Below are 11,568 nucleotides of genomic sequence, written 5' to 3'. Positions count from 1 at the left end.
CAACAAAGTCAAACACAACGTCACCAACGCCCTCACACTATGAACTGGAGTCGAGCATAGCGTTTCGTAGGCGACCACCGAACCCAGCGAATGCGCCACCACCACCCGGGTATCGGCGGTGATCACCGCCCGCACCCGATCGCGGATCTGCTCGCGCAGGTCGGGTTCGAACAGATACCGGCGCACCTGCTTCACATTCCCGATCATGCCGCGCACCGCGACCCCCGCGAAGAACCTCGACTTAGACAACTGCTGCAGGATCGCCTGCACCGGTACCGGGGTCCGCGCCAAACTTTGATCACCGGGCAACCGCACCGTCGCATCCGTCTCTGCGGTGGCCTCCCACCACCGCACCAGCAACTCCTGCTCCCACCCCGGTTGGACGTCACCCGGCCCGTACCATGGCTCACCCACCGATAGGAACTGTCCTGGCGGCCGGAACAGATCACCATAAAACCCCGCCGCCACCTCCTCAGGCGTCAATGCTGCCGTACCGGCCAGGGACAGGCCGCTGTTCACCGCTGGCAGCCACTCCTGAAGCATCACCTCATTACCGGAGACCTGCGCACCGATCCCATGCACACACACCAGACGCGCCACCCGAACTCCCTTCACCAGAACGGCACGGAAGAAACCTGTCGGCACAGCTGCAGCGTGTGTGAAGTGCCCCCCACAGCGCGTCGCAACTGAATTGTGCAGTCATTCGCTCGGCAGCATGGGTATTCCGGAAATTGTGGCGATTCAGGCGGGCGTCACGGCTGCCGCAGGCCCACACGAACCGGTTCGTGTGGGAAGTTGACGACCGTAGCCACAAGCTGCGCATCGACTTCGGCGAGGCCTTGTATACCGCGAAGGAGGCGTGCTGCGGGTGCGGCGGCACAGTCCTGACCGTCGGATTCGACGAGGTTGAGTTGGTCTAAGCCTTGGCTAAGAAGCGTCACCCACCGACCGCTGGCTCATACCTTCCCGATCCTGGGTACTACCATCGTCTGCTGGTCGGTGCCCGTTCTCTCCCGCAGTGGCCCCCGGCTCGCCCGGAATGCACGGAAATCGGCATTACAGGGCGTTCCTGCAGGGCGGCCGGGTCATGATTGGACCAGAAGATCCGGGTCACGTTCGCGGTTCTGGCCCACTTTCCGCGATCAGGTCTGGAGCCGCGCTCCGTACGAGTACCTCCGTCGCAAACTCCATGGCTGCGAGCGAAGGTCTGTACCACCCAATCGATCTGAGCCAGATTTCGGACAGTCGACAACGAGCACCCAACTGCAAGAGCAGATGGCCCGCTCACCGCTCGCGCCGAGCCCATGCACGGACTGTGGGTGGGGCGTAGAACCATCGTTGTTCGTCTTCGAGCTCCGTCTGCGCGGTGGCAATCAACTCAGGTCGAACACCGAGAGTGGCCAAGGTGTCGTGGGCTTGTGCCCAGGTCAGATTCCACATGCGCGCCATCGGTGAGCCTCCGCGAAACATTGGGATATCCGCCTCGGCATGAACATCCACAAGCCCGAGCGTCTCCAATTGCGCAGGTATGTTCCGAGCCCACGATTGACTCGCGCCTGCGATTTCGGTCGAGCGTGCAAAGGCGCGCCAGACTTCGCCGAATGCACCTGGCATTTCATCGAGCACGCCGAGCCCGTCGCCTTCTTCGAGCATGAGAACGCCGCCCGGTGTCAGCGCTCGGACCAATCGCTGCAGAACGATGTCCCGATCGGCGATGTGCAGCAGGACGAATCGGGTGTGGACGAAATCGAATGCGCGCTCGGGGATATCGTCGGCGGCGAGGTCGAGCTGGGCAACTTCGCCGCCGCAGCCGGGTAGGTCGATGAGGTGGCGCGGGTCGGAATCGACCGCGAGTACTCGCCCGCCGGGCAGTACGACACTACACAGCCATCGCGCGAAGGACCCGCCGCCAGCTCCGGCTTCCAGGCACCGCCATCCCGCACGCACACCGAGCCGCTGCGCTAGCGCGATACTTCCTGAGTCATAGGCCGCGCCGAGCAAGGCAAGACGTTCGCCAGCGAAGTCCCATTCGTTCGGCAACGTGTAGTACGCGTCGGGTGAAGACCAGCTCATGCCCAGACGCTAGGCGCGGGTGTCATGAGCCGGGGTTGGTTTGCCAGCACTCTCCGGTGCCAAGTGATCGAATCCACACTGCTAGAACAACTTCGAACGAGAGTCTTCGGAACTTCCGCGTATTGGCTGAATATCGTGCCTGTCCGACAGCGCACGACAAATAGCCGATGTGCGCAGGCGCCTGCTCTGCGTCGTCACGTCCGTTTTGGGCGATGGGGTGCGATGAGTTTGTGGATGATTTGGGCGGCGCCCCAGGTGTCGAGGCCGTGGGCGATCACGCTGAACAGATCCCAGATACGCAACAGCTGCGCTTGGTCCCGCCACCCCTCGCAGGGACGAGTCAGCTCTTCATACACAGCGAAGAACCTGTCTGAAGCCGACGGTCGGGGTTGGCACCAGAGTGCGGCCAGGTCGATCTCGGGCCAGCAGTAGGACACTGCAGGGTCTATCAGCGCGGGCCTGCCGGAGCCGTCAGCAAGGATGTTCCCGGGCCACATGTCGCCGTGGGTCAGCGAAGGCGGGTGCGGCGGGATGAGCTCGGGTAGCGCGAGGCAAAGGCGTTCAATTGCCCTGCGCTGGACTCGGTCGAACTCCTCCCGCACCGGCGCTTCCCGCAGCCACCGCAGAATCCTGTGCTGCGCGTAGAACTCGTAACCATCTGTCTCCCAAGCATTTTCTTGCAGCATTCGGCCGTGCCAGCCATCGCGGTACCAGCCGAACCGGTCGGAGACTGTGGAGGTATGCAATGCGGCGACCATGTGCGCAAGCTGCGCCCAGAACTGCTCGTCTACTCCTCGTGGCTGCAGCGCTTCGAGTACGAGTAGCTGGGTCGAGACGTGGGCCACGGCCGGGACACGTACACCGCCGAGGTGCGCGAGCGCTGAAAGCCCGGCGGCTTCGACCTCGAAGACGTCCGCATCCGTCAGCGTCTTCGCGAAAATTCGCCGGCCATCACGCAATGTCGCTATTCCGGCGATGCAGATGCATCCGCCGGTCATCTGTTCGAGAGTCGCGACAGCGAAGTCTGCCGCCTCCAGTTGTCGAGCGAGGACCTCAACCTCTGCCATCAGGGCAGTGAACCATGTGTCGGCGAGGGCTGTGCCGATCCGGGGCACGCTGTGGAGTGCCTGCGCACGAATGTCCGCAGATGCCGCTGGGCGCGCGTTGGTCGACAATCCGAAATCTGGCTCGGATCGATTGGGTGGCACGGACCTTCGCTCGCAGCCATCGGGCTGCGGCGGGGGTACTCGCACGGGGCCGCGACTCCAAACCTGATCACGGAAAGTGGGCCAGAACCACATTCGCGCCGGAGCTGACAGCAGGGATTCCTGCCGGGCCGGTTCTGTGTGCCGGGAGCACAAGCGCTTGTGACAGGCGTCATCGAGTACCGAACATTCACAGCTGAAAGGTTCTGGGCAGCTAGGCCGTGAGTCCCCTCCACCGCCTAACTGCCCAGAACCTTTCCACCGCCAGTGCCAACGAGGCTCTGCCGCACTCCGAAGGGGTTTGCCTCCCAGATCAGCCCGAGCAGACACCCGGCCAGCAAATATGACCCAAGTCACAAATGCTGGTCGAGTGCCCTCAAACTACCTGCTCAGGTGATGTTTTCCCTGGTCAGATCACTTCGCCGGGAATGGGGAGTTGATCGTGGTGAAGTACTGGATGGCCGCGCCGATCGCGAACGGAGCGGTGATGAAGATCTGGCCGGCGATGGCGCCGACCGGACCGACGAGCAGGGCGCCTGCGATGCAGCCGACGGCGGCGGCGGGCAGGAAGGGGCCGAGCAGGCCGACGATGGTGCCCAGGGCGACCGTGCCCGCGAGCACGCCACCGAGGACGCAACCGACGGCGGCGCCGCCGAGGCCACCGACCAGGGTGCCGATGCTGGCACCCATGGAGATGGTGCTGGTCAGGCGGCTCCAGGCCGCGACCTCACGGTCGTACTCGTTCTTCCACGGCGCCTTGTCCTCATAGGGCAGGGCGACCGGCTTGTAGACGGCCTTCGAGACGTCCAGCTGCGGGGACAGGGTCGCGGTGTTGCCCGCGATCTCGGCCGCGATCGGCAGTTCGAAGTCGTCCAGACGGAAGGTCAGCGGGGTGGCCGCGATGGTGGTGCCGTTGGGAGCCTTCAGCTTGAAAGCGCCCTCCTCCACGACCATCGAGCCCGCATCGGTGGTGATGACGGACTTGCCGGCCACTTCCTGCGCGGTGAAGTTGACCGGCGCGTCGGCGTCCGCGGAAGCCGAGCCGGTGGCGCCGGCGGTCACGCCGATCGCGACAGCGAGCATTGCCGCAGCCGCAGCAGATTTCCTCATCGTGTATTTCTTCCTCTCACATTCCCGGACGGGAATCGGCGCGTCGAATACGCGCACGTTCTCGGGACGCCGATTCCGCGACGCGCTCACAGGTCGAGCACCAGCACACCGGAGCGGGCACGCGAGACGCAGAGCATCATCGTCGCGCCGCGCTCGCGCTCCTCGGCGGTGAGCAGCGAATCGCGGTGCTCGACGTCACCGTCGAGCACGGGGGTTTCGCAACTACCGCAGGTACCTTCGCGACACGAGGTGATCACCGCGACGCCCGCCGATTCGAGGACATCGACGATGGAGCGGTCGGCGCCGACCCGCAGGGTGCGGCCGGTCTGCGCCAGCCGGATCTCGAAGGCCCGGTCTGGTCCGGTGGTCTCGACCTGCCGCGGCACGAAGCGTTCCGTGCGCACCGTGACGCGCTGCCGTACGCCTTCGGCCTCGACAGCGGCCAGCAGCGGTTCCGGCCCGCAGCAGTACACGGTCGCTGTCGGCCGCGCGGACAGGATCTCCGCCACCGGAAGCAGCCCGGACTCGTCCTGCGGCACCAGCCGCGCCGCCGGGTACCGCTCGGTGAGCATGTCGGCGAAGGCCATGTGCGCCTTGGTGCGCGCACCGTAGTGCAGCGTCCAGTGCGCGCCCGCCCGCTCGGCGGCGGCGATCATCGGCAGGATCGGGGTGATCCCGATCCCGCCCGCCACGAACGTGTACTCCGCGGCTTCGACCAGCTCGAAGTTGTTGCGGGGCACCGATACCGACAGCGTCGTGCCGGGCAGCGCGGTCCGGAACAGATGCGCCGACCCACCACGACCAGCGGGCTCGTGCAGGATGGCGATCCGCCAGCGGTCCCGCTCGGCGGAATCGCCGCACAGCGAGTATTGGCGGACCCCGGCGGCGCCCGCCGCGACGTCGATGTGCGCACCCGGCGTCCACGCGGGCAGATCAGCACCGTCGACCGCGGCGAGCACCAGGGCGAACACCGCATCGGCTTCGTCGGTGCGCTCGATCACCCGCACCCTCATGTCGGTCATGGCCATCCCCTCGGCGGAATCGTTGTCGAGATCACCGTGGTGCACCCCCGCCGCGACCGCCGCCGGGGCGTGGCGAGTCGATTGGACCGATCGACATTCACTATCGCCCCGGCTCCCTGCGGGCGACCCGTCCGAGACTGGCGGCATGACTCCAGTGGCGGAACTGGTCGACAAGACCAGGCAGTTCGTGCAAGACCACGTCATCCCGGTGGAACGCGAGGTCGTGGTCGGTGGCCGGGTCACCGACGACGCCCTGCGCCTCGACCTGCAGAAGAAGGCCAAGGAGGCCGGCGTCTTCGGCCCGCTGTCGGATCCCGCGTACGGCGGCCTCGGCCTGGACACCAGGGCACAGGCCGAGGTGCTCGAAGCGGCGGGCGCGAGTCTGCTCGGGCCGCTCGCGGTCAACGCCTGGGCGCCCGACGACGGCAATATCCACCTGCTGGCCGCGGTCGCGAATCCCGAGCAGAAGCAGCGGTATCTGGCCCCGCTGGCCTCCGGTGAGGTCCGCTCGGCCATCGCCATGACCGAACCCGCCCCCGGCGCCGGCTCGGATCCGCGGATGCTGGCCACCGTCGCCGAGGAGACCGACACCGGCTGGATCATCAACGGCCGCAAGCACTTCACCACCGGCGCCCAGGGTGCGGCGTTCACCATCTGTGTCGCCGCCACCACCGACGGGCCGACCATGTTCCTGGTCGACCAGGACAACCCCGGCCTGAAGGTGGGCCGCCGGATGCCGACGCTGGACCACACCAGCGCACCCGGCGGACACTGCGAGGTCGAGTTCACCGACTGCGAGGTCCCCGAGTCCGCGATCCTGGGCGCGGTCGGCCGCGGCCTCGACCTGGCGCAGGTGCGGCTCGCGCCCTCGCGGCTGGTCTTCTGCATGAACTGGCTCGGCCTGGCCGTGCGCGCCCAGCAGCTCACCGCCGACCACATCACCGGCCGCCACTCCTTCGGCGTGCCGATCTCCGAACACGGTCTGGCCCAGGGCCTGATCGCCGACAACGAGATCGACATCGCCGCCGCCCGCAGCCTGATCCGGTCCACCGCCGCCACCATCGACGAGCACGGCGCCGCCTCCTCGCAGGCCCGTCACGAAGCGTCGATCACCAAGACCTTCGTCTCCGAGGCGGTCTGGCGCGTCCTGGACCGCTCGGTGCAGCTGCACGGCGGACTCGGTGTCTGCGAGGACTACCTGGTGGCCCGATTCCTGGTGGAAGCCAGGGCTTTCCGCATCTACGAGGGTCCGTCGGAGGTGCTGCGCTGGTCGATCGCGCGGCGCGTCCTGCGCGGACCGCGCTGAGAGGACACTCCCATGACCACGCGCAGCATCGCCGGTTTCGGCGCCGCCTACCCCGCCCTCGATCCCGACGCCGTCGACTACGAGTACCTGCGCGCTGCCTCGCAGGCGCTGGTCCCCTTCGGCGCCCACGTCGGCACCAGGATCACCGAGATCTCCCCGGCCCGTTCGGTGGTCGAGATCCCCGCCGAGCCGGTGATGTGCAACCACATGGGCACCGTGCACGCGGGCGCGCTGTTCACCGCCGCCGACATCGCGGGCGCCGCGGCCTTCGTCGGCGCCGCCGCGCACCGGCTGCACACGATCGACCGGCTGGTGCTGCGCGGTGGCACCGCCGCCTACCGCAAGCCCGCCCGCGGCCGCATCCGTGCCGTCGCGACGGTCGATGCCGAGCAGCTGGCCGCCGTCCTGGCCGCCACCGAGACCACGCGCTTCGCCTTGTCCGGTCGCGCCGAGCTGCTCGACGACAACGACGTGCGCACCGCCAAATTCACCTTCGACTACGTGTGCGATGTCCGCATCGCCGGAACGGACGAGCGATGACAACGACCACGCCCGACACCACGACGGTCGAGACCGCCGACGGCGTGCGCTTCACGGTGCGCTGGCTGGCCGCCGCCGACCCCACCGCCCCGGTGGTGCTGATCCTGCCCGCCATGGCGATGAAGGCGCGCAACTACCAGTCGCTGGCCAAGGCGCTGCACACCGCGGGTCTCTCGGTGGCGACCTGTGACCTGCGCGCGCACGGCGAGGCCGAGCCCGCCCTGGGTGAGCACACCGACTTCGGCTACCGCGAGATGCTCGAAATCGACCTGCCCGCCATCGTTTCCGCGGTCGAGGAGCGGTTCCCGCAGGCGCCGCTGCACCTGTTCGGGCACAGCCTGGGCGGTCAGCTCGCGCTGCTGTTCGCCGCCGCCGAGCCCGAGCGGGTCGCCGGGATCACCGTGATCGGCACCGGCACCGTGTTCTGGTGGGCGTTCGGTCCGCGCCGCTGGTTCGAGGCACTGAGCCAGATCCAGTGGATCGGCCTGGTCTCGCGGGTCAAGGGGCACTGGCCCGGTGGCGTGCTGATCCCGGCGCCGATGCCGGGCGGGGTGATGGTCGACTGGTCGATCCACTCGCTCACCAGCTACTACCGCCCCAGCGGCACCAAGCGCCGCTACAACACGCTGCTGGCGAACATGACCCTGCCGGTGCTGGCGATCTCGCTGTCCCAGGACGTACTCGGCCCCAAGTCCAACGTCGACTTCCTGGTCTCGCGGATGCCCTCGGCCGCGGTGACCCAGTGGCACATCGACGAGAACTCCGCGGTCGAGCACCTGGATCACTTCACCTGGCTCAAGGATTCGCCCGCGATCGCCGCGGGCGTGTCGCAGTGGATCACGGCCGGCACCGCGCCGGCCTGAAGGAGAGACGTGGCGCGACTGCAGATCGACGCGGTGTCGAAGAGATTCGACACCGACTACGCCGTGCGCGAGGTGAGCCTCGATATCGCCGACGGCGAATTCATGGTGCTGCTCGGCCCCAGCGGCTGCGGCAAGTCCACCCTGTTGCGGATGATCGCCGGGCTGGAGGAGCCGAGCGAAGGCCGGATCCTGGTGGGCGGCACCGATGTCACCGACGCGGCGCCGCAGCGCCGTGACCTGGCGATGGTGTTCCAGAGCTACGCGCTCTACCCGCATCTGTCGGTGGCCAGGAACATCGGTTTCCCGCTGCGCGCACGACGCAGGCCGCGCGCCGAGATCGCCCAGCGGGTCGCCGAGGTGTCGGCCACCCTGGAACTGTCTGCCCTGCTCGACCGCAAGCCCGTCGCGCTCTCGGGCGGGCAGCGGCAGCGGGTCGCGTTGGCGCGCGCCATGGTTCGCGATCCCGGCGCGTTCCTCATGGACGAGCCGCTGTCGAATCTGGACGCCAAGCTGCGCAGCGCGACGCGGGCGGAGTTGATCTCCCTGCACCGGCGACTCGGCGCGACGTTCCTGTACGTCACCCACGATCAAGTCGAGGCGATGACGATGGCCTCGCGCATCGCCCTGCTCAACGAGGGCAGGGTCGAGCAGTGCGGCACACCCGCCGAGCTCTACGACCAGCCGCGCTCCACCTTCGTCGCCGGGTTCCTCGGTTCGCCGCCGATGAACCTGTTCCCCGCGGTCGTGCAGTCCCGCGACGGCGGCCTGCGGGTGACGGCCGACGGCGTTGACGCCGCCCTCGACATCTCCGAGGAACTCGGCGACGCCACCGCGGTGATCGCGGGCATCCGCCCGGAGCGCCTGCGTATCGACCCCTCGGCCAGCGATGTCACCGGCACGGTGCGGATGGTCGAGAACCTCGGCAGCGAGGAGCTGGTGCACCTCGACGCGGGCAAGACCAGCCTGTGCGTGCGCGCACCGCGCCCGGCCGGGGTCCGCGCCGGCGAGGCCGTCGCGCTGCGTGTCGATCCCGCCGACATCCATCTGTTCGATCCCGATACCGGCCTCCGGCTGACCTGGCGAGCGCCGCAATCGGATTCCACACCGAGCAAGGACGCGGCGGCAGTGCCCGTCCCCTGATTTCCGCACGACCCGTTGATGAGGAGAACCACCATGAAACGCACCCTGCCCGTCCTGGGCGTGGTGTTCACCACCGCCGTCGCCCTGAGCGGCTGCGGTCTGGGCGGCACCGTGTCCACGGACACCACGACGACCGCGCAGATCCCCGAGCTGAAGCCCGACCAGCAGGTCTCGATCACCTTCGAGTCCTACAACTACGGTCTCGCCGGCGCCTGGACCGACACGTTCAACGCGCTGATCACCGACTTCGGCAAGAAGTACCCCAACATCAAGGTCACCGCGCAGAAGCCGCAGGGCAACAGCCCGAACCCGGCCACCGACACCATCTCCAGCATCCAGAACCAGATGGTCGCGGGCACCCCGCCCGACGTCGCCCAGCTCGGCTTCTCCGACCTGGACTTCACCGTGCACCAGCTGCAGGCCAAGCCGCTCGACACCCTGGTCGGCAAGCAGGAGGTGGCCCGCAACTTCGACGGCCGCCACGCCTACGCCCCGCGCGCCCGCGTCCTCGACGACTGGGACGGCCACACCTACGGCGTGCCGTTCGTGTTCTCCACCCCCGTGCTGTACCTGAACGCCTCGCTGTTCACCGAAGCCGGTCTGGACCCGGCCAAACCGCCCGCCACCTGGGCCGACGTCACCACCGCCGCCAAGCAGATCGCCGACCGCACCGGCAAGGGCGGGGTGTACATCGACTGCCTCACCAAGACCGCCAAGGACTGGTGCTTCCAGTCGCTGGTGCGCTCCAACGGCGGCCGGGTCATCTCCGAGGACCGCCGCACCCTCACCTACGCCGACGCCCCCGTCGTCGAGGTGACCCAGATGGCGCAGAACCTGGTGAACACCGGCGGCATGCCCAAGCTGAACCAGAAGCAGGGCTACGAGGCGTTCGCGCGCGGCGAGATCGGCATGATCCTCGAGACCAGCGCCATCCAGGGCACCTTCGTGACCGGCGCCAAGGACAAGTGGGACCTGCGGTCGGCGCCGATGCCGTCGTTCGGCAGCAAGGCGACCGTGCCGACGAATTCCGGTGCGGGCCTGCACATCCTGTCCAACGATCCCGCCAAGCAGCGCGCCTCGTGGGAGCTGATCAAGTTCCTCACCAGCGAAGAGTCCTACATCAAGATCTCGCAGAACATCGGCTACCTGCCGCTGCGCACCGGCCTGCTCGACCAGGCCGACGGGCTCAAGGACTGGGCGGCGAAGAACCCGCTGCTGAAGCCGAACGTCGCCCAGCTGGCGAACATGGAGCCGTGGGTGTCGATGCCGGGCAACAACTATCTGCAGATGCGTGACGGCATGATGGACGCGGTCGAGGCGATCGTGTTCCAGGGCAAGGATCCTCAGTCCACGTTGACCGCTGCGCAGGCAGAGGGCACCAAACTCCTGCCGGTCACATGAGCGATCTGACCATCGTCCAGCTCACCGATACCCACCTGCGCCCGGCCGGTGAGCTTGTCCACGGTGTCGTCGACACCGACGCGAACCTCGCGCGGGTGCTCACCCACCTGCGCGAGGCCGGGCAGCACGTCGACGCCCTGGTGCTCTCGGGTGACCTGTCCGACAACGGGTCACCCGAGGCGTACCGGCGGCTGCGCGCGGCCGTCGAGCCGGTCGCGGCCGAGCTCGGCGCCGAGATCGTCTATGCCATGGGCAATCACGACGAGCGCGCCGCCTTCGGCGAGGAGCTGCTGGATCTGGCTCCCGGCTCGGTGGACACCACGTTGCCGCACGACCGCAGCATCGAGATCGCGGGCCTGCGCATCATCGTGCTCGACAGCACAACGCCGCAGCGGCACGAGGGCAGGCTCGAACTCGAGCAGCTGGCCTGGCTGAGCGTTCAGCTCCGCACGCCCGCCCCGCGGGGCACCGTGCTGGTGCTGCACCATCCGCCGCTGCCCTCGCCCGTGGCCACCGCCGACTTCCTCAAGCTCACCGATGCGGATCGGCTGGTGGAGGTGCTCGACGGCTCGGATGTCCGGATGATCCTGTGCGGGCACAACCATCTGACGGCCGCCGCGGCGGTGGCCGGTATCCCGGTGTGGATCGGGCCCGCGCTGTCGTATCGCATCGATCCGATGGCGCCGGCGGGCAGGCACCGCGGGCTCACCGGATTCGGGTACAGCCGCATCGATCTCGTCGGATCGACGGTGCTGGCCACCGCGATCGAGGCGACCCCGGCGACGCCGGTCTACGACCGGCCGGAATCCGAGGTGCTCGACCAGCTCGCGGCGATCGCCGCCCGGACGCGGTGACATGTTCGTCATCGACGACAGGCAGGACCCGGCGCAGGTGGCGAGCATCGCCCC

The 11,568-nt window shown here is 67.9% G+C and carries 11 protein-coding genes; 6 read left to right on the top strand and 5 right to left on the bottom strand.

From position 1 onward, the window contains the following. The 5 genes from ACFWF2_RS32105 to ACFWF2_RS32085 form a co-directional block, all read right to left on the bottom strand. A partial coding sequence (locus ACFWF2_RS32105) for a hypothetical protein (protein WP_379311243.1) occupies window positions 1–645 on the bottom strand: 645 nt, incomplete at its 3' end. Window positions 646–1,284: 639 nt separating this feature from the next. Further along, complete coding sequence (locus ACFWF2_RS32100) at window positions 1,285–2,073, bottom strand: class I SAM-dependent methyltransferase (RefSeq protein WP_379311242.1); 789 nt, start codon at window positions 2,071–2,073, stop codon at window positions 1,285–1,287. Between the two features lie 194 nt (window positions 2,074–2,267). Further along, window positions 2,268–3,140 carry a fructosamine kinase family protein gene (locus tag ACFWF2_RS32095; RefSeq protein WP_379311241.1) on the bottom strand — a complete coding sequence of 291 codons (873 nt, stop codon included), beginning with the start codon at window positions 3,138–3,140 and terminating at the stop codon, window positions 2,268–2,270. Between the two features lie 552 nt (window positions 3,141–3,692). Then, window positions 3,693–4,388: a hypothetical protein gene (locus tag ACFWF2_RS32090; RefSeq protein WP_379311240.1), complete on the bottom strand. Its 696-nt coding sequence runs from the start codon at window positions 4,386–4,388 to the stop codon at window positions 3,693–3,695. 86 nt (window positions 4,389–4,474) lie between these two features. Next, window positions 4,475–5,416 carry a PDR/VanB family oxidoreductase gene (locus tag ACFWF2_RS32085; protein WP_379311244.1) on the bottom strand — a complete coding sequence of 314 codons (942 nt, stop codon included), beginning with the start codon at window positions 5,414–5,416 and terminating at the stop codon, window positions 4,475–4,477. Window positions 5,417–5,555: 139 nt separating this feature from the next. Between ACFWF2_RS32085 and ACFWF2_RS32080 the strand changes: the two genes are divergently transcribed. From ACFWF2_RS32080 to ACFWF2_RS32055, 6 genes are read left to right on the top strand one after another with little or no spacing between them, the layout of a single operon-like run. Next, complete coding sequence (locus tag ACFWF2_RS32080; RefSeq protein ID WP_379311239.1) at window positions 5,556–6,716, top strand: acyl-CoA dehydrogenase family protein; 1,161 nt, start codon at window positions 5,556–5,558, stop codon at window positions 6,714–6,716. Between the two features lie 12 nt (window positions 6,717–6,728). Then, window positions 6,729–7,256, top strand: a complete 528-nt coding sequence (locus ACFWF2_RS32075; protein WP_379311238.1) for a YiiD C-terminal domain-containing protein — start codon at window positions 6,729–6,731, stop codon at window positions 7,254–7,256. Beyond that, on the top strand, window positions 7,253–8,119 hold the full coding sequence (locus ACFWF2_RS32070) for an alpha/beta fold hydrolase (RefSeq protein WP_379311237.1): 867 nt from the start codon (window positions 7,253–7,255) through the stop codon (window positions 8,117–8,119). Before ACFWF2_RS32075 ends, ACFWF2_RS32070 begins: the two co-directional genes overlap by 4 nt. 9 nt (window positions 8,120–8,128) lie before the next feature. Then, window positions 8,129–9,259, top strand: coding sequence for an ABC transporter ATP-binding protein (locus tag ACFWF2_RS32065; protein ID WP_379311236.1), 1,131 nt, complete (start codon window positions 8,129–8,131; stop codon window positions 9,257–9,259). A 33-nt stretch (window positions 9,260–9,292) separates the two neighbouring features. Then, a complete protein-coding gene (locus ACFWF2_RS32060; protein WP_379311235.1) occupies window positions 9,293–10,660 on the top strand; it encodes an ABC transporter substrate-binding protein in 1,368 nt (455 codons plus the stop codon). Next, a complete protein-coding gene (locus ACFWF2_RS32055) occupies window positions 10,657–11,514 on the top strand; it encodes a metallophosphoesterase (RefSeq protein WP_379311234.1) in 858 nt (285 codons plus the stop codon). The genes ACFWF2_RS32060 and ACFWF2_RS32055 overlap by 4 nt, the downstream gene beginning before the upstream one ends. Window positions 11,515–11,568 lie beyond the last annotated feature (54 nt).

It is taken from the genome of Nocardia sp. NPDC060259 (genome assembly GCF_042728775.1).
Classification (GTDB): Bacteria; Actinomycetota; Actinomycetes; order Mycobacteriales; family Mycobacteriaceae; genus Nocardia.
This window is presented reverse-complemented; position numbering and strand designations above follow the sequence as displayed.

What these genes read in the sequence shown, in the direction of transcription:
- ACFWF2_RS32100 (WP_379311242.1), bottom strand. Translation starts at nt 2,073, where the DNA reads ATGAGCTGGTCTTCACCCGACGCGTACTACACGTTGCCGAACGAATGG.
- ACFWF2_RS32095 (WP_379311241.1), bottom strand. Translation starts at nt 3,140, where the DNA reads ATGGCAGAGGTTGAGGTCCTCGCTCGACAACTGGAGGCGGCAGACTTC.
- ACFWF2_RS32090 (WP_379311240.1), bottom strand. Translation starts at nt 4,388, where the DNA reads ATGAGGAAATCTGCTGCGGCTGCGGCAATGCTCGCTGTCGCGATCGGC.
- ACFWF2_RS32085 (WP_379311244.1), bottom strand. Translation starts at nt 5,416, where the DNA reads ATGGCCATGACCGACATGAGGGTGCGGGTGATCGAGCGCACCGACGAA.
- ACFWF2_RS32080 (WP_379311239.1), top strand. Translation starts at nt 5,556, where the DNA reads ATGACTCCAGTGGCGGAACTGGTCGACAAGACCAGGCAGTTCGTGCAA.
- ACFWF2_RS32075 (WP_379311238.1), top strand. Translation starts at nt 6,729, where the DNA reads ATGACCACGCGCAGCATCGCCGGTTTCGGCGCCGCCTACCCCGCCCTC.
- ACFWF2_RS32070 (WP_379311237.1), top strand. Translation starts at nt 7,253, where the DNA reads ATGACAACGACCACGCCCGACACCACGACGGTCGAGACCGCCGACGGC.
- ACFWF2_RS32060 (WP_379311235.1), top strand. Translation starts at nt 9,293, where the DNA reads ATGAAACGCACCCTGCCCGTCCTGGGCGTGGTGTTCACCACCGCCGTC.
- ACFWF2_RS32055 (WP_379311234.1), top strand. Translation starts at nt 10,657, where the DNA reads ATGAGCGATCTGACCATCGTCCAGCTCACCGATACCCACCTGCGCCCG.